Raw genomic sequence first — 17326 nt, forward strand, 5'->3', positions numbered from 1 at the left:
TGTATTTTCTGGCACGTCGTTGGCAATGGTCAAATGAAATTTTCCACGAGAAAGAAGAGTAGCGCCTCCGTTCGTTGCTGGAGGCGTTGCGTTGTGGTGAAGGTTGTCTGGTTGTGACTGAACATTTGCCAAGAGAGACACTCGAACTTGTCAGCCGGAGCACGCAGCAGACGCAGCATATTGGTCGTACCCTGGGTACCTTATTGCGAGGTGGGGAGTTGCTCTTGTTTGAGGGGCAGCTAGGGGCTGGGAAAACGACCTTTACGCAGGGGCTGGCGAAGGGGCTGGGGATTACCACTACTATTAGTAGCCCCACATTTACGATTTTGAAAGAGTATCCGGGACAGCCACGTGCGCAGTCTGAGCGGATTGCTGGCTCGTGGCCTACGGTATCCTCACAGAGAGGACCGGCCCTCTATCACTTTGATCTGTACCGGCTGGAAGATCCCGATGAGATACTTGACCTGGGCTTTGAAGATTATTTTTCAGGCTCGGGCGTTTGTGTTATTGAATGGGCTGAGAATGCCGATATCTCCTGGTTACCAGAGCGCCTTGCGATCCACCTATCGGTTATCAATGAAACGGAGCGTCGCCTGCGGTTCATCGCAACTGGAACAGTCCATTGCGAGCTATTGCGACATTTACAGAAACAAATTTATGCTTCTACTGGCTTTTGATACTTCTACACGACAATCTAGCATCGCCCTTTGTACAGAAGAAGCGCTGCTTGGAGAATATACCTGGAACGCTGGCACTAATCACAGCGTGGAGCTACTGGAAAATATGCAGCGCTTGCTTGCAGATTGTCAGTCCACGTTGGCACAGGTCGATGCGCTGATCGTCGCAGCCGGACCGGGTTCTTTTAATGGTGTACGCGTTGCTGTCTCGACAGCGAAGGCGCTGGCTTTTTCTCTGCAAAAGCCCTTGTTGGCCATTCCCACCCTTGATAGTGTCGCCGCGCAGCAATCTGCCTGGCAAGGGCCTCTCTGTGCCGTTCTAGAGGCTGGGCGCGGTGAATTGTATGCCGCGTGCTATCACTCTCAGGAGGAACTTACGCCCGAGGGCGAGGTGCAGAGGCGCCTGGAGCGTGAGGGCGATTACCTCGTGTTGGAGCCTGCTGCCCTGGTAGCACACCTGCGCGCGAGCTTGCCAGGTGGGGCAGAGGCCGCCACAGAGACGCCACCATGGCTCTTCTGTGGCGAACTGAAACAGCCATCACGTGTCGCGCTTCAGGCGTTGCTGGGATCGCAGGGGCGTTTCGCCACAGCACATGAGTCAGCGCGCCGGGCCTCTACACTGGCTATGCTGGGGCTACAGCGTTTACGCATGGGTCAGAGCGACGATCCATTCACGCTTGAACCATTGTATTTGCGGCGTCCATCTATCACGAAGAGCACACGCAAACAACCGTTGCTCGCAGGCGTGACGCCACCGGAGAGTGAAGCCACACAAGCTGGCTGAACGAGAACAGAAAGGGAGAAGGGTGCGTTACGTCATTGACCGAATGACGATGGCAGACGTGCCGCGCGTCATTGAAATAGAGCGCCTGGCTTATCCATCGACCTGGCCACCAAGTGCCTATCGCAAAGAGCTTCAGGACAATCGTTGGGCGCATTATATTGTGTTGCGTGACAAGCAATTACTAGATGGAGAGCCTACAAAGACAGTTGTAGCCGCGGATCAGGAGAAACCACGCCGGAATCGCCTCTTCCCGCTCTCACTGTTGCCCAATCGCCCGGCGATATCTATGCCGGTGCCAGAGTTGGCGTCCATCCTGGGCTTCGCGGGTCTCTGGCTCATGGTTGATGAAGCACATGTGACAACCATCGCTATGCATCCCGATTTTCGCCGCCGGGGCCTGGGCGAACTGCTGCTGGTGAGCCTGATCGATATCGCCTACGAGATTGGTGCGAAGTGGGTGACCCTTGAGGTTCGTGTCTCAAATTATTCCGCGCAGAGCCTCTATCGTAAATATGGCTTCCGAGAAGCAGGCGTACGTCATCGCTATTACAGTGATAATCAAGAAGATGCACTTATCATGTGGACGGATGAGATTCATTCAGATACCTATCGTCAGCAGTTCCTGGCCTTAAAAGCAGATTTGTATCATAAGCTAGAGGCGCAATAATATTCGTGTAGGTGTTTGTGGTATCTCTGGTGGCCTTCGGCTGCCAGGAGATACCACAAACACCTACACTGACGAGCACCGCAGGTGTGAGACGTCACGCCAACACATTGCACATCGGGTTACTTCATTTATTAGGACTGTATCTATGCTTGTACTGGGTATCGAAAGCTCCTGTGATGAGACAGGGGCTGCAATTGTTCAAGATGGGCGCTATCTGCTCTCAAATATCGTGGCCTCACAGATTGAGGTACATAATCGCTATGGGGGAGTCGTGCCGGAAGTTGCCTCGCGTCAGCAGCTCACGGCCATTATTCCCGTACTGGAGGCTGCGTTAGAGCAGGCACATTGTGGCTGGGATGATGTGGACGCGATTGCAGCTACCTATGGGCCGGGACTGGCAGGCTCGCTGCTGGTAGGCCTGACCGTAGGGAAATCACTGGCCCTGGCACGTACTAAACCCTTTGTGGGGGTGAACCACCTGGAGGCGCATATTTACGCGAACTGGTTGCGCCAGGGTGAGCAACCGCAGGCAGGAGTTGAGGCCATCAGCGAGGGAGATCCAGCGTTTCCCTTGATCTGCCTGGTGGTTTCTGGCGCTCACAGCGAACTCGTGCTGGTACGCGAACATGGACACTATGAATTGCTGGGCCAAACGCGTGACGATGCGGCGGGCGAGGCCTTTGACAAGGTCGCGCGTATTCTAGGCCTGGGGTATCCAGGAGGGCCAGCTATCCAGCGGGCGGCACAGCGGGTCGAAGAGGAACTGCGTCAACAGAAGAAATCGCTGAAGCAGGCTCGTAAAGCCTATCTCTTGCCACGGGCCTGGTTGCGTGGTACCTATGACTTCAGCTTTAGTGGCTTGAAGACTGCCATGCTGCACCTGGCCGAGGGGGCAACCGGAGTCGCGCCTGAGCTACGCAGCACTGGCCAGGCTAAGCAGGGAAGCCGCTATGCTCGTATGGGCGAGCAGGCCGCGCAGGCGGGAGCGCCCGATGTGGCTCTGCTGGCCTCGAGTTTTCAAGAAGCCATTGTTGATGTACTGGCAGTCAAGACGCGCCAGGCCGCTCAAGAGTACAATGTTAAGCAAGTGGTGCTGGCGGGTGGAGTGGCCGCCAATGCGAGCCTTCGTGAGCGCCTACAACGCGAACTGACGCCGCTCCATGTGCGACTGAGCTACCCGCCGATTGAGTTTTGTACAGACAACGCTGCGATGATCGCAAGCGCGGCCTTTTTCCACCTGAGCCGGGGAGAGCGGCATGGGCTTGATCTTGATGTGCAGCCAGGTCTTAGTTTGCCATTTGTTCAAAGGTGACGTGGAAAATGCCAAAACAAAAAACTTATGCTCTCGGTATTGACCTGGGAGGAACCAAAACGCTTGCCGCTGTTGTGGATGTGCACACGGGCGAGGTCCTGGCCTCCGCTCGTAAGCGTACACGTGCTGAGCGTGGCGCCGATTTTGTCAGCCAGCGGACCATTGAGCTGGCCACAGCAGCCATTCAGAGCGCAAACCTGGACGCGAGTGATAACCTGGTGGCGATTGGGGTGGGGGCCGCGGGCATGATTGACCGCCAGAATGGAGTGATCATCGATGCCCCTAATCTGGGTGTACGCAATATGCAGCTGGGACAAATTCTACAGAAACAATTCAACGTACCAGTCGCGGTAGGCAACGATGTCGAGGTGGCGGCGCGTGGCGAGTTCTTCTATGGCTCCGGTCGTGGTTACAGCAACTTTATCTGCGTCTTTGTTGGGACAGGCATTGGCTCGGGTATCGTGCAGGAGGGGCATCTCTACACAGGGAGCACCGGGACCGCTGGCGAGATTGGGCACATGGTGATTCAGGCTGGTGGACGCATCTGTGGTTGTGGTGCTCGTGGCTGTCTGGAGGCCTATGCCTCGCGTACAGCGATCACCCGCGCCATTATGGCCGAAATCCATCATGGTCGCCAATCGGTTCTGGCGAGCGATGCGCAGCGCCAACTGAAACAGGGCGAGACGATTATTCGCTCGGGTATCCTCGCCGACGCCATTCGCCAGAAGGATGAACTGACAATTGAGGTGGTGGAGGAAGCGGCGAACTACCTCGGTATTGCTCTGGGCAGTATTATGAACGTCTACAATCCCGAGAGCATTATTCTGGGTGGCGGCGTGATTGAAGCCATCGATCTGCTCTTCGATACGGCTGAGCATCGGGCGCGTACCGCGGCTCTGGCAACGCCGGCGCGTCGTACACCTATCCATAAGGCCAAGCTTGGCGACTTCTCCGGCGTGGTGGGAGCAGCCTGCATGGGAGCCATGGCCACGGGCATTCAATTAGATGGCGATGCCCAGGATAACGGCAAGCAGAAAAAGTAGGCAGGCTGCTATGTAATGAATGTGGCGTCATCGCTCAAGGGTGGTGGCGCCGCCTATGGCCTCTAGGCCAGAAAGACTCTGGTGGCTGTTGTCATGGACGAAGAGACACCCCACATCGAAGTGCGCGCTGTGCAGGTCGATGACGCCCCGGACCTCTATAAATTAGAGCATGATTTCGAAACGGATCGTGTGTACACGCTGCATGTGCGCGATCACCTTCTCCCGCAGGCCGCGCCTGAAGAGCTGAGTCGCCTGGCGTTTGCCTTTGATTTGCTGGAGACCCAGGTCGATCCTCCTATTTACAAAGATTTCTTCGCGGGACGAACGCTGGAAGATGTCGCGCAACAACTACAAGAGATTGAAGGCGGTTATGTCGCCATAGCGGAGGGGCATATCGCTGGCGCGATCCTGCTCAGTACTGATCCCCAGCATGCCGTGATGCATATTCAAGATGTAATCGTCGGGCGACAGTACCGGCGCTACGGCGTCGGTTCGCTGTTGCTGCGCTGCGCTGCGGATTGGGCACGAAAACGTGACTGCTGGGCAATGGTGCTGGAGACACAAAACATCGACTATCCCGCCATCCAGTTCTACTTGCACAATGGCCTGGAAATCTGGGGTGTTCAGCAGCATTTCTATCCTCCTGGCTCCTCTGAGCACGAGATTGCGATCCTGATGGGCAAGCGTCTCGCCTCAAACGCTACATAGAGGATATTTGGTGAAGAAAACGTGATGCGTTCTGGCAGCCTGCGGCTGCCAGAACGCATCACGTTTTCTTCACCAAATTATTTAACCTACCGCGACCTCGGCCTGGTCGCTCTCTAGCTTGGGGAAGAGTGGCGCGGGCTTGGGTAGCGTGGCATTAGCCGCCACGCTCTCCTGGCGCCATGCCTGCTTGCTTACATCGCCCGTAAAGCCCAGGTATTCATGCAGCTTCTGGGAGGAGAAGGGCAGGTAGGGGCAGAAGAGGATGCGTAGCGCGCTCAACACCTGGAGCATCACATAGATGGTGGTGCCAGCAGCTTCACGGTCCACTTTAATCTGTTTCCAGGGAGCTTGCTCGTCCAGGTAGCGGTTCGCGGCGCGGGCGACCACCATGGCGGCCTGGAGACCATCTTTGAGGTGGCACTGCTCGATGCTATGCGCCACCTGCTTATAGCCGCGCTCAACTTCGGCCAGGATGGCGCGGTCAGCCTCATTGAGTTCGCGTGGCTCAGGCACGACTCCGCCGAATTTGCTCTGCAAGAAGGTGAGTGTACGATGGACAACGTTGCCATAGGTGGCAACCAGTTCGTCGTTGTTACGGCGCAGCATTTCATCGAAGGTGAAGTCGGTGTCGCGTCCCTCGGGCGCGGTCGCCGAGAGGTAGTAGCGCAAGGTATCCGCGCTGTAACGCTCAAGCACGTCACGCGTCCAGATGACGTTGCCGCGACTGCTGGAGGCCTTGGCCCCACTCATAGTCATAAACTCATTAGCTGGCACATCGTAGGGAAGGTTCCGATTGCCATAGCCGAGTAGCATGGCGGGCCAGATAATGGTGTGGAAGGGAATATTATCCTTGCCAATGAAGTAGTAGGCCTTGACGGCTGGATCGGTCTGGCCTGGTACCCACCAGGTCTTCCAGGCCTCGGGTTTGCCCTGTTTCTCGGCCCATTCCACACTGGCGGAGAAGTAACCGATGACAGCATCGAACCAGACATAGATGCGCTTGTCTTCGTAGCCCTCAATGGGAATGGGAACGCCCCAATCCAGGTCGCGTGTGATGGCGCGTGCGCGCAGGCCCTCTTTGATCCAGTTGAGCGCGAAGGCCAGGGTATTGGGCCGCCAGTGCTCTTTGCCCTGGTTGAGCCATTCTGCAAGTGGCTCCTGGAGTTTGGGGAGATCCAGGAAAAAGTGCTCGGTCTGGCGCATTTCGAGCGTGCTAGTCTTACTTCCGCAGAGGCGACAGCGTGGGCGAATTAGGTCTACTGGGTCAAGCGTCTTGCCACAGTTGTCGCATTGGTCGCCACGGGCGGAATCGTAGCCACAGTGGGGGCAGGTCCCTTCAATATAGCGGTCGGGGAGGAAACGCCGGTCTGTGGGGCAGTATGGCGATTGCATGGTATCTTTGAAGATGTAGCCTTTGTCATACAGGGTCAGGAAAAAGTCTTGCGTAATCCGGTAATGATTCTCTGTGCCGGTCTCGGTATAGAGATCCCAGGATATGCCCAGGCGTTCCCAGACTTCGCAAATTTGCTGATGATAGCGTGCGACAAACTCCCGGGGCGAAATGCCCTGGCGCTCGGCATCAACGAGAATGGGGGTGCCATGCTCATCGCTGCCCGATACCATTAGTACCTGGTTGCCTGCCATGCGGTGATAGCGTGCGAACGTGTCCGCAGGAAGATAGGCGCCAACAACCTGGCCTACATGGGTTGATGTCTTGGCATAGGGCCAGGCGACGCAAACGAGAATATGTTCACTCATGAGTTCCTTAGAATCTCCCTTACATAGTGGTAAAAGTCGTGTGTGATGTTATGTTTGACCCCACGTGCAAGTTATTTCGGGTAGGAGGTGTGGCGCGTGCTGGTGGCCGCAGGCCACCAGCACGCGCCACACCTCCTACCCGGGCGAGCGCCGTAGGCGCGAGAAGTTACGCAAAAAAGTTGCACATCAGGTGAGTAGTTGAAGGTCACATGCCGATGAAACGTGCGTAGAGAGAGCGTGCGACCTGTTCATCATCCGTCCCTTTGATAATGGACCGTGCATCCGGAAAGATGGTGAGTTCATAGCCATCAATGACGCAGCGCAGCAGGAAATCGTTGTACTGCACCTCTCCTACTGAAGCAAGACGCTCTGCAAGCGCGGCAAAATCCAATCTTCCTCCACCCTTCCCAAAAGTACTGCGTACCTGCACCGCGTTTCGCCCGCACAGGGTCGTGGTGACGGACCCGACTTCCGCGTCAAGAAATTCATAGTGGTGTTCACCACAGGCGGGGCAATCAGGTTGCCGTGGAAGCGCGATGCGCTCAGCCGTGTTTTCCCACAGGTCCATCCAGACCAGGTCACGACTGATTTTCTCACTCTGCAAAAGTATTTTGAGCGCCTCGGTTGAGGCGATTCCTGAGATTGCACCAACAATACCATTGAGCACGCCTGCCGTATCGCAGGTAGGCGTGGTACCGGGCAGGGGCATCTCGGGAAAAACACAACGCAGACAGGGTGTCTCACCCGGGAGAATATTCATGGTGACGCCATACGATGCAATGACCCCGCTATAGATCCAGGGGCGCTGGTGCTTGATACAGGCATCGTTGAGCAGATACCGTGTCTCGAAGTTATCGGTGGCATCGATGACCAGGTCGCTCTGGCGTACCAGCTCCTCAATGCTCTCGGCCTGGATATCCTCGACTCGAGCCTCAATGGCAATCTCGCTATTCACTTTGTGCAGTTTCTCAACGGCGGCGATGGCCTTGGGCAGGCGCCTGGCGACATCCTCTTCGTCGAAGAGAATCTGGCGCTGCAGGTTATTGAGCTCGATGTAGTCTCGGTCGGCAATAGTCAAGTGCCCAATGCCGCTACGACACAGATTCGTTGCCAGAACGGTGCCCAGGGCACCACAGCCAATGATGGCGACTGTGGAGGCATGCAGTTGCTCCTGCCCCTCCTTGCCAATGGGTCCGAAGAGTGTCTGGCGTGAATAGCGCTCGAGCATCACAATGTTTCCCTTCGCTCTGCCTGCTAAAATTTCTTGTTTTGCGAAAATGGTACGCATGTCCAGTGTATTCTAACATACATAGGCACATCTGGCATACTGGCTCTCCCCGGAGCTTTGAGGACTCATCCCAGTAGTCTGCATCAGAGGTATGTTGTTTCAAGTTGCTCCTACTGAATATATGATGTACCATACTAATATAGCAGTGTCGTTGCCCATTCGGAAGGGCGCATGTAGTAGCCAGCGAGGCGTGCGCAAATCAGAAGAATGCAGGTTGGCAGTAGAAGAGAACTGTGTTACAATGCAAAAGAGTAATAACTCTGCGAAACCTGTAACCAGTACGGTTGTGTTTTGTGATGGGGAACCTTTTATGAATAGCGGGAATGCTATAAAAAAAGTATTGGTTATCGATGACAATCCAACCATTGTGGAACTCATCAAGTATGCGGTAAACTTGCAGGGCGTCTATCAGGTTGCGGTTGCCTATGATGGCGTGCAAGGGCTGGAGCAGGTCTATGCCGAGCATCCAGATTGCGTGATTATAGATGTGAAGATGCCCCGTATGGGTGGCTATCAACTTGTGCGCTGTCTGCGTGGTGATGCTCGTACGGCTGATATTCCGCTGATTATTTTAAGCGCGATGACGCGTGAAGAAGATCAGATGACGGGTTTACTTTCAGGGGCCGATGAATACTTGACCAAACCGTTTAAGCCAACTGCCTTAAATGAGGCTATTGAGCGGGTCCTGCGCCTGACACCTCAGGAGCGCCAGAATCGTACTGACCACCTCGTGCGCACGCAGACGGATTGCGAATAGATTGTTCCTGTGTTGCTTGTGTGCATATCGAAAGGCGACAATAAATAGTACCTCTCTCTTACTCTCATCTTGAGTAACAAATTTGTAGCTCGGTCCCCGGCGGCCATACCCTGGCCACGGCGTAATACAAAGCATGTAGGTTAAAGGTATTGCGTAGGTTAAGTATTTTGCTCGTCGACAGTGAAGTGCTTGCATACGAGAAACTACAACGCGTGGTTGGCGACCAGTTCACTGTTCAATCTGTAGCCTCTCTACGAGAGGCCAAACAGGCGCTTGAAGAAGCTCCTCCCGATATCCTGGTGCTAGAAGTTCACCTGAGATCGGAAGATGGGCTAGAACTCTGTCGCTATGTGCGCGCCAGGTCCTCCCTCTCGTATCTTCCCATCTTGCTTCTCTCTTCTTTTTCAACGCTCCAGGACAAAGTCGCTGGCTTTGACGCGGGCGCGGATGACTATGTCGTCAAGCCATTTGATGGGCAACACCTGCTGGCCCGTATCCGTCTCCTCTTACGTATCAAGCGCCTCGAGCGCCGTACCCACGTTTAAGCCTTGCGGGGCTTTTTTTGTTCTTGTTGATATCTCCCCCTGTCATAAGCTATGCGCAGCGCCTGCGACACTTCGCGGGGAGTTATATGTGCTGGTGATAGAGAGGTGTGAGTGAAACACAACAGGAGAGGGGCTCTCAAATTGAGAACCCCTCTCCTGTTGTGTTTCTGTCTCTGTGTGCTCGAGTTGAAAGGGAACGAGCAGGCAGTAGCTAGCCAGGGAAGTGGCAGGCCGCAAAGTGATTGGGCTGCTTCTCCTCCAACTGGGGGATCTGCTCGCGGCAGATGGCCTGGGCTTTCCAGCAGCGGGGGTGGAAGTTACAGCCGCTGGGTGGATTGACCGGGCTGGGTACGTCACCCTCAAGGATGATACGCTTGCGGCGTGACTCAATGGTTGGATCAGGCACAGGGACCGCTGAGAGAAGCGCCTGGGTATAGGGGTGAAGTGGCGTTTCATAGAGCGTCTCGCTCTTGGCCAGCTCTACCACGCGCCCCAGGTACATCACGGCCACGCGGTCGCTGATATGCTTCACGACCGAGAGGTTGTGGGCGACGAAGAGATAGGTCAGACCAAATTGTCCCTGCAACTCCTGCAACAGGTTCAATACCTGCGCCTGAATCGAGACGTCAAGTGCCGAGACTGGCTCGTCGGCAACGATAAAGGATGGACGCAGTGCCAGGGCGCGGGCGATACCGATACGCTGACGCTGACCACCACTAAACTCGTGCGCGAAGCGGTTGACGTAGGAGGGATTGATACCTACTGTCTTGAGCAGGCTGGCGACCTCTTCCTGGACCTGCCTGGGATTGCCGCGATTGAAGTTTTCCAGCGGCTCAGACACGATCTGGCCAATGGTGAAGCGCGGGTCCAGCGAGGCATAGGGGTCCTGGAAGACCATCTGCATCTGGGCACGCCTGCGTCGAACCTCAGCCGCTGGGAGCGTCGTGAGTTCGGCGCCATCGATTTTGACGCTACCACTGGTTGGTTTGATGAGCTGAAGGATCGCGCGACCCGTCGTACTCTTCCCGCAGCCGCTCTCTCCTACCAGGCCGAGCGTCTCACCACGGCGGATGTGCAGGTCGACACCATCTACGGCTTTGACCGAACCAATCTGGCGACCAAGAAGACCGCCCTTAATGGGGAAGTGAACCTTCAAGCCTTTTACATCGACGAGAGTGGTTCCAGTCTGCTTTGGAGTTTCTACTTGCTGTTGTACCATCGTCTTTTCTTCCCTTTAGTTTGGATAGAAACAGGCTGCCGCTTGTTCTCCGCGTCCGACTGGCTGCAATACCGGAAGTTCCTTCAAACAGCGGCTCTGCGCCCGAGGGCAGCGTGGAGCATATGGACACCCGACGGGCGGGTTCGCGAGGTCAGGTGGCTGACCGGCGATAGGTGTGAGTCGGGAGCCACGCCCCTCGTCGAGGCGGGGAATCGATCTGAGTAGGCCGATGGTATAGGGATGGGCAGGGCTTTCAAAGATCTGCTTGACCGGGGCTGACTCTACGACATGGCCCGCGTACATTACGTTCACATATTGGCAGGTGCCTGCGACCACACCCAGGTCATGGGTAATAAGCATGACGGCTGTGCCAAACTCCTGCGAGAGACCCTTCATCAGTTCCAGCACCTGGGCCTGAATGGTCACGTCAAGAGCGGTTGTTGGCTCGTCTGCGATGAGCAACTGGGGATTACAGGCGAGGGCGATAGCGATCATGACGCGTTGGCGCATGCCACCACTAAACTCGTGGGGATAGTTCTTCGCGCGGCGCTTCGCGTCAGGGATACGCACCAGGTCAAGCATCTCAACCGAGCGTTTCCAGGCCTGGTCATTGGTGACATCTTTTCTATGGCGTTTGACCGTCTCAGCAATCTGGTAACCCACGGTGAAAACCGGGTTGAGAGAGGTCATGGGGTCCTGGAAGATCATGGAGATTTTGCTGCCGCGCAGGTCGGTCAACTCGCCCATGTCTTTGTCCAGAATATTTTCGCCATTAAAGTTGATCTCGCCACCCACGATCTTGCCAGGAGGGTTGGCGACCAGGCGCATGATAGAGAGCGCGGTGACACTCTTACCACAGCCGCTCTCGCCCACGACGCCGAGTGTCTGGCCTGGTTTGATAGAGAAGGACACATCGTCTACGGCCTTCACCACTCCACTGCGCGTAAAAAAGTAGGTTTTGAGGTTTTTTACATCCAACAAATTGGCTGTCATCGTTATGTTACTCCGCTAACTAGTCTTTAGATCGTGGATCGAAGGCGTCACGCAGGCCATCACCCAGGAACGAGAAGCTCAAGACGATAATTGTAAGCACAATTGAGGGCAACAGGACTTCCCAAGGATGCGTATCGACCAGGTTAGAGGCATCATTAATCATCAGACCGATGCTGGAGCCAGGAGGCTGTACACCCAGGCCCAGGTAGCTGAGACCGGCCTCGTTGATAATGGTCGAACCCAGGTCCAGAGTGACCTGCACAATAACGATGCTAAACAGGTTGGGAACGATGTGCCGGACGATGATGTTCCAGTCAGTGGTACCCATGGTGCGGGCGGCTTCCACAAACTGCTGTTCGCGCAACTGGAGGGTCAGGCCACGAACCTGGCGCGCCATGAAGGGCCAGCCGACCAGGGCCAGGGCCATCGAGACCAGCACGAGGCGTGCATTGCCGTTTGCGCCCACGAGTGGAATATGACTGAAGGTTGCATCTGCCGAAGAGCCGAAAATACCGGCGAGCAGGATAGTGAAGAGCAAGCCCGGGAAGGCGAACATAATATCGGTAAAGCGGGCCAATAGCTGGTCAATCCACCCGCCATAGAAGCCAGCGAGGATACCTACGGCCAGGCCAAGCACGACTGTAATGATCTCAACGATGATCGCGACAGCGATGGAGATCAACATACCCGCCATCAGGCGTGCAAAGAGGTCGCGGCCCACACTATCGGTACCGAGCAAGTATTGGCCTGAAGGATTCTCATCCTGGCGATCCAATTCCTGGTGGAAGGGATCATGATACTGCTGAGGGCTGATATTGCCATAGGTGGTGCTGTTATAGGTACCACCAACATGTTGGTAGATAACTGGACCAATAAGGGGCAAGATGATAAAAAAGATGAGGAACGCCAGGCTGATCATAGCGCGTTTGTCACGGCGCAGGCGGCGCATGGAATCCTGGAAAGGCGTCGGCGACTTTTTAGGTTGCCGAATATCGGGCTGGATTCCATCCTTGCCCGTTGTTTCGACCGCGTACTCACTCTCCATTGGCATGGCTGTGTCAGGCGCTATCATACCAGGGGAGGCATTGTTCTTGTCTCTTGTTTCCATATTCTAGTGTCTCCTGTCTCCTACTCGGCTTTGATGCGGGGATCAACCAACGTATAGAAAATATCCGACAAAAGGTTGCCGGACACAACACAGGTCGCGAATAGGACGGTAGTAGCTTGAATGACCGGATAATCACGGTCCGTCACCGCCTGCAAACCGGCAGAGCCGATTCCAGGAATGTTGAAGATTTGCTCAATGAAGAAGGCACCCGCTACAATGGTACCAATTGCCAGGCCAAGCACAGTCATGATTGGGATCAGTGTGTTGCGGAAGGCATGACGGTACACAACCGCACCCTCATGCAGGCCCTTGGCACGCGCAGTACGGACATAGTCCTGGCGTAGAACCTCTAACATGGTGGTGCGAGTCAGACGGGCATAGAAAGCAAAGCCAAGAGCCGCGAAGATGATCACAGGCACGATTTTGTATTGGATATCACTCCAATTGTAGCTCCACACTGTTCCCCAGTTGGCTACGGGCCAGGGGTAGCCCGTTACCTTGTCGAGCCAGACAATGAGAACCTGTGCGAAGATGGCAAGAATAAAGGCTGGAAGGGCCCAGAAAATCAGCGACGTTCCCATGATCAGGGTGTCAAGCCAGGTATTGGCTTTGAGAGCCGCGACAATTCCTGTCGGAATACCCAGGAGCAACGTCAGCGTTAAGGCCCATATTCCCAGTTCAGTTGAGGCGGGGATTCCCTGGAGGATGATCTCCGAGACTGGGCGTCCTTGTGTATGGAATGAGTAGCCAAAATCGAGATGGAACAGACCACTGAGGAAGTTCCAATACTGTTGATACCAGGGTAGATCAAGGCCGTACTGATGCTTTAGCTGGGCATACAGCACAGGATCTTGGTGCTGGCCTAAAAGTGCTCTGATGGGATCGCCTGGAGCCAAATAGCCGAAAATGAATGTGATGAAAGTCACGGCGAGAATCACAAAGACGAGCCCTATTAGCCGCTTTACGAGGAATTGAACCATGTTGTACCCCTTACTCCCTACTCGAGGTTTGGTGTTGCTAGGTTGACCACGATGGTCTTATGCGCAAATGCTAGATTTCTTGCTCATCGTACGATATCTATGAAACGGCACCTCTCCATAGACGATCTCCGATTATAACTACCCATGCATGATCGTGGATAGATGCTGTCTATTGTAAGTTAGCCTGATGCGTATGTCAAGCGAGCCGTTTGAGATATGAGTGTAAGAAATGAGTAAGAGTGTAACCAGGGTGAGTGCGCTCGTACTGTAGTTGTAGCCGTCCTGCTCTATATGCAGTGCGTGCTACATTCCAGTGAAGAGGGATACATCACTCTTTTTCTAGTCGATTTGCCTCAACTGCTCATTCGTTCCGCATTCGGTCCCAGTTCCTGCGCCTTACCTCTGTTGCTTTTTTAGCGGCAACAAGGGTTTTTGGTGTATTGATAAAGTGCTTTATCATATTCTGAATGCAATTTATCAGGGTCCTGGTACTGTTCTTATTGTAAAAGGCGCGTTAAAATGATCAGTTTCTATTGGTTTGAGTCGAGAGAAAAACCACTGCCTACGGATAAGCCTCTCTTCTTGTGCTTTCACTTTACACTACGCCGGAAGATGTCGAATTCTCTCACAGAAGAAGACCATACAAGAGACAATCGGCAGAAAGACTTACAAGAACAGAACGCAGATGGCGGTCTACCAGCGTCTACTCTTGAGCTATTATATGTTATTGTGCGCCATGGAGACGCCGTTTCCATAGGAAGAGAAGGTCATAATGAACGTTCGGATGGCCCTTATTGTGTCTCCCTTCCTAATAGGACGTTTGTCTTATGTTGCAGGCATAGATGCTAGCTGAGAAATCCTCGTCATTTCAGTCATTATCTCATTAACTACTTCTCCGAAACCCTGAGCGCGAAGCGCTAGGCACGCCAGTGACGTTGGGTTTCGGAATAAGCTCTAAGAGGGAGACAGGCCAGTGGGTAGATTCTACCCACTGGCCTGTTTAAAGCGCTACTTACTGTGTAGAGAAGACTACTTGTAAGTGTTGGTGTTGGCACAAGGAGAATCGCTGGTCTTGTAGATCTTAGACCAGTCCGCTGGCGGTACCAGACCCTGAGCGTTATCGATAATACCCTTGACGCAGGGTTTGAGGACATAGGAGCTCTGGCGCTGCAACCTGGGAATCCAGGCGGCATCGTCGACGAGCTGCTGCTCAATCTGGTTGTACTGCGAGATGCGCTCAGCGTTGTTCTGATTGGCATCCGCGGTCGTCATCAGATTCTGGATCTGCTGCTCGGTGCTAGCGTTCTTCGACTGGTTCTCGCCAAAGTTGGTCTCATTGTAGGGGGAACCCTTACCAAAGAGGAGGGTGGTCCAGTCCTGAGGATCGGGATAGTCCGCGATCCAGGCAATGGCCCACATCTGAATACCCTTGGCATTGCCAGTGGCCGCAGAGGTATCGTCCAGGAGTTTATTGAAGTCCTCGTCGTTAATGGTGACGCTGACGCCCAGAGTATCCTTCCACTGTTGCTGCACAAACTGGAATTCGTTCTTGGCTGTTTGCGAACCACCCGTGGCGACGGTCAGCGTAACCTGTGGGAAGTTCGCCGTAGTATAGTGCTCTTCCTGCATGCCTTGCTGGAAGAGCTGCTTGGCGAGATCCTTGTCGCCCTTGGTGCTGGTCACACCACCAGGTCCCTTCAAATTAGGATTGTAACCGGGCATGCCCTGGGGAACAATATGGTTAGTTGGCAGGCGCGAACCCTTATAGATGTTCTGCGAAATGGTGTCTTTGTCGATGGCAAGGGCAAAGGCCTGGCGAATCTTGATGTTGTTAAAGGGCTTCACCAGGAAGTTCAATGCGTAGTAGTCGATAGCCAACTCAGGGGCCTGGCGGAACTGCTTATTAGGCAGCGCACGTGCCTGGTCCAGGTTCGCGGTAGGAACACCAGCGGTATCGACCTGGTTGGATTGGTAGGCTTTATAGGTTGTCTGAGGATCTTTGTAGAAGGGGAAGACGACCTTTTTCAGCTGTGGCTTGGGACCCCAGTAGTTTTTATTGGGTATGAAGCTGACCTGCTGACCACTGACGTGCTTATCCAGGATGAAGGGACCCGAGCAGCCACCCTCACCGAGGTGTTTCAGGAAATCGGTATCGCCATACTTCTCGACGAAGCTCTTCTCCACTACATAGGAGGTAGAGTAGGTCAGGGCATCGAGGAAGTACTGGGCTTTCTGCGTGGTCACGATCTTGACGGTTGAGGGATCAGGGGCGAAGAGGCTGTCATTAATCAGGGTTGGGATTTTCCCCGCGAAGCGCTTGTCCGAGTCCTTGACCAGGGCCAGGTAGGCGGGAGCGACGGTGGATTTGAGTTCGGGCTTGAGGGCGCGGTCAATGCTGAAGATCACGTCGTCGGCGGTGATGGGGTTGCCATCACTAAACTTCAGCCCCTGGCGCAGGGTGAAGGTCCAGGTCAGACCATCGCTGGAGGTATTCCAGGTCTGCGCTAGTTCGCCGTATACCTTGAGGTTGTCGTCGAGTTGGACCAATCCCACGAACATCATATCCAATGCCGAGATAGATGCTGAGTCTGTAGAGAGGGCCGGATCGAGTGTGGCGACGTCGGAGAGTCCGCTGTCGGGGGAGACATAGATCTGCTTGTCATCGGAGAGCTTGTTGCTCGTCGCGGTGCTGTTGCCAGAGCTGCCGCCACAGGCGACGATCAGCATAGCTAGTAGCACCAGGATCGCTGGTAAAAATTTACCAGCATGTTTCTTGCCAGGTTGCATGTAAATACTCCTTGTCCTAAGGATAGTACATACGAGCATTTCTATGAGCTGAGAACAGCTTCTTCGAAATGCATTTTATATAGGTAATGCCTGCTTGCTCCTGAAAGGGGTAAGAGAGCATATTACCTGCCTGGTGAAGGGTATTCTGTTGAGATGACTGCTTTGGCACCCGAATTCCTGGATAAAGAGAACCCTCTTCTTTTATGGGCTGTGAGCTATATTTGCGCGCAATGCAGATATTTTTTACTGTAAATAGAAATATGCGGGAAGCAATCGACTTATCTCTCTCTCTACTCACTTTACCTTTAAAGAAAGGTGAATTCTCTAAGTCGTTTGCTTTTGGATGTGGCTTTTGTCTTCACAAACATAACTCTTGTGTGTAATTACGTAAGCATAGTCATTAAATCTCTCACGAATTTACCACAATTTTGAGCTTTTTCCTTAGTATCTATATTTCGATAAATATTGATGCGGGAAGAAAGACATAGATTTGTTGATCGTCAGACGCTTTACCGCCATTGGTACAACTTCCCGAGCCGCCACAGGCGACAACGAGCATGGCAAGTAGTACCATGACAACAGGCAGAAACCAGCTAGCAAAAAGAGGGGAGCAAGCCATATATGGCCTGCTCCCCTCTTTTTTGTGGGAAGAAGTGGCATGAGCGCCGCTCTTCCTCCCTTCGCTTAGCAGTTCTAACTT

At 54.1% G+C, this 17326-nt stretch carries 16 protein-coding genes; 8 read left to right on the top strand and 8 right to left on the bottom strand.

All coding sequences use genetic code 11. The annotated features are described in order from the left end of the window. Positions 1-113: 113 nt before the first annotated feature. The 6 genes from tsaE to JMJ04_RS16665 all read left to right on the top strand — a co-directional run bounded on the left by tsaE (position 114) and on the right by JMJ04_RS16665 (position 5191). Complete coding sequence (tsaE, locus tag JMJ04_RS16640) at positions 114-677, top strand: tRNA (adenosine(37)-N6)-threonylcarbamoyltransferase complex ATPase subunit type 1 TsaE (protein WP_201371574.1); 564 nt, start codon at positions 114-116, stop codon at positions 675-677. After that, positions 658-1461: a tRNA (adenosine(37)-N6)-threonylcarbamoyltransferase complex dimerization subunit type 1 TsaB gene (tsaB, locus tag JMJ04_RS16645; protein WP_201371575.1), complete on the top strand. Its 804-nt coding sequence runs from the start codon at positions 658-660 to the stop codon at positions 1459-1461. The genes tsaE and tsaB overlap by 20 nt, the downstream gene beginning before the upstream one ends. Positions 1462-1483: 22 nt before the next feature. Continuing rightward, on the top strand, positions 1484-2128 hold the full coding sequence (rimI, locus tag JMJ04_RS16650; protein WP_201371576.1) for a ribosomal protein S18-alanine N-acetyltransferase: 645 nt from the start codon (positions 1484-1486) through the stop codon (positions 2126-2128). Between the two features lie 145 nt (positions 2129-2273). Then, positions 2274-3440 carry a tRNA (adenosine(37)-N6)-threonylcarbamoyltransferase complex transferase subunit TsaD gene (gene tsaD / locus JMJ04_RS16655; RefSeq protein ID WP_201371577.1) on the top strand — a complete coding sequence of 389 codons (1167 nt, stop codon included), beginning with the start codon at positions 2274-2276 and terminating at the stop codon, positions 3438-3440. Between the two features lie 8 nt (positions 3441-3448). Then, the gene (locus JMJ04_RS16660) at positions 3449-4483 is read left to right on the top strand and encodes an ROK family protein (protein ID WP_201371578.1); all 1035 of its coding nucleotides are present in this window, start codon (positions 3449-3451) and stop codon (positions 4481-4483) included. Positions 4484-4576: 93 nt separating this feature from the next. Then, positions 4577-5191 carry a GNAT family N-acetyltransferase gene (locus tag JMJ04_RS16665; protein WP_201371579.1) on the top strand — a complete coding sequence of 205 codons (615 nt, stop codon included), beginning with the start codon at positions 4577-4579 and terminating at the stop codon, positions 5189-5191. 81 nt (positions 5192-5272) lie between these two features. Here JMJ04_RS16665 and metG read toward each other — a convergent pair whose 3' ends face one another. Beyond that, on the bottom strand, positions 5273-6949 hold the full coding sequence (metG, locus tag JMJ04_RS16670) for a methionine--tRNA ligase (RefSeq protein WP_201371580.1): 1677 nt from the start codon (positions 6947-6949) through the stop codon (positions 5273-5275). Positions 6950-7154: 205 nt separating this feature from the next. Next, on the bottom strand, positions 7155-8177 hold the full coding sequence (locus JMJ04_RS16675; RefSeq protein ID WP_201371581.1) for a ThiF family adenylyltransferase: 1023 nt from the start codon (positions 8175-8177) through the stop codon (positions 7155-7157). A 370-nt stretch (positions 8178-8547) separates the two neighbouring features. On the opposite strand from JMJ04_RS16675, the gene JMJ04_RS16680 reads away from it, so the two are divergent. Beyond that, entirely contained in the window at positions 8548-8994 is a 447-nt protein-coding gene (locus tag JMJ04_RS16680) for a response regulator transcription factor (RefSeq protein WP_201371582.1), read from the top strand. Between the two features lie 167 nt (positions 8995-9161). Then, on the top strand, positions 9162-9539 hold the full coding sequence (locus JMJ04_RS16685; protein ID WP_201371583.1) for a response regulator transcription factor: 378 nt from the start codon (positions 9162-9164) through the stop codon (positions 9537-9539). A 211-nt stretch (positions 9540-9750) separates the two neighbouring features. On the opposite strand, the gene JMJ04_RS16690 is transcribed toward JMJ04_RS16685, so the two are convergent. From JMJ04_RS16690 to JMJ04_RS16715, 6 genes are all read right to left on the bottom strand, one after another. Continuing rightward, positions 9751-10758 (bottom strand): ABC transporter ATP-binding protein, encoded by a 1008-nt coding sequence (locus JMJ04_RS16690; protein ID WP_201371584.1) that lies wholly within the window; start codon positions 10756-10758, stop codon positions 9751-9753. A gap of 15 nt (positions 10759-10773) precedes the next feature. Further along, complete coding sequence (locus tag JMJ04_RS16695) at positions 10774-11751, bottom strand: ABC transporter ATP-binding protein (RefSeq protein WP_201371585.1); 978 nt, start codon at positions 11749-11751, stop codon at positions 10774-10776. Positions 11752-11770: 19 nt separating this feature from the next. Then, the gene (locus JMJ04_RS16700) at positions 11771-12859 is read right to left on the bottom strand and encodes an ABC transporter permease (protein ID WP_201371586.1); all 1089 of its coding nucleotides are present in this window, start codon (positions 12857-12859) and stop codon (positions 11771-11773) included. A gap of 20 nt (positions 12860-12879) precedes the next feature. Then, a complete protein-coding gene (locus JMJ04_RS16705; protein WP_201371587.1) occupies positions 12880-13839 on the bottom strand; it encodes an ABC transporter permease in 960 nt (319 codons plus the stop codon). A gap of 1029 nt (positions 13840-14868) precedes the next feature. Further along, positions 14869-16626, bottom strand: a complete 1758-nt coding sequence (locus tag JMJ04_RS16710) for a peptide ABC transporter substrate-binding protein (RefSeq protein WP_201371588.1) — start codon at positions 16624-16626, stop codon at positions 14869-14871. A gap of 448 nt (positions 16627-17074) precedes the next feature. Further along, entirely contained in the window at positions 17075-17245 is a 171-nt protein-coding gene (locus JMJ04_RS16715; RefSeq protein ID WP_201371589.1) for a hypothetical protein, read from the bottom strand. Between the last annotated feature and the right edge of the window lie 81 nt (positions 17246-17326).

Source organism: Ktedonobacter robiniae, from assembly GCF_016587375.1.
Taxonomy (GTDB): Bacteria; Chloroflexota; Ktedonobacteria; order Ktedonobacterales; family Ktedonobacteraceae; genus Ktedonobacter; species Ktedonobacter robiniae.

Bases quoted from the DNA above. Each gene is read 5' to 3' on its own strand.
- JMJ04_RS16705 (WP_201371587.1), bottom strand. From the start codon at position 13,839: ATGGTTCAATTCCTCGTAAAGCGGCTAATAGGGCTCGTCTTTGTGATT.
- JMJ04_RS16710 (WP_201371588.1), bottom strand. From the start codon at position 16,626: ATGCAACCTGGCAAGAAACATGCTGGTAAATTTTTACCAGCGATCCTG.
- metG (WP_201371580.1), bottom strand. From the start codon at position 6,949: ATGAGTGAACATATTCTCGTTTGCGTCGCCTGGCCCTATGCCAAGACA.
- JMJ04_RS16660 (WP_201371578.1), top strand. From the start codon at position 3,449: ATGCCAAAACAAAAAACTTATGCTCTCGGTATTGACCTGGGAGGAACC.
- JMJ04_RS16680 (WP_201371582.1), top strand. From the start codon at position 8,548: ATGAATAGCGGGAATGCTATAAAAAAAGTATTGGTTATCGATGACAAT.
- JMJ04_RS16675 (WP_201371581.1), bottom strand. From the start codon at position 8,177: ATGCTCGAGCGCTATTCACGCCAGACACTCTTCGGACCCATTGGCAAG.
- JMJ04_RS16715 (WP_201371589.1), bottom strand. From the start codon at position 17,245: ATGGCTTGCTCCCCTCTTTTTGCTAGCTGGTTTCTGCCTGTTGTCATG.
- JMJ04_RS16690 (WP_201371584.1), bottom strand. From the start codon at position 10,758: ATGGTACAACAGCAAGTAGAAACTCCAAAGCAGACTGGAACCACTCTC.
- tsaB (WP_201371575.1), top strand. From the start codon at position 658: ATGCTTCTACTGGCTTTTGATACTTCTACACGACAATCTAGCATCGCC.
- JMJ04_RS16700 (WP_201371586.1), bottom strand. From the start codon at position 12,859: ATGGAAACAAGAGACAAGAACAATGCCTCCCCTGGTATGATAGCGCCT.
- JMJ04_RS16665 (WP_201371579.1), top strand. From the start codon at position 4,577: ATGGACGAAGAGACACCCCACATCGAAGTGCGCGCTGTGCAGGTCGAT.
- tsaD (WP_201371577.1), top strand. From the start codon at position 2,274: ATGCTTGTACTGGGTATCGAAAGCTCCTGTGATGAGACAGGGGCTGCA.
- JMJ04_RS16695 (WP_201371585.1), bottom strand. From the start codon at position 11,751: ATGACAGCCAATTTGTTGGATGTAAAAAACCTCAAAACCTACTTTTTT.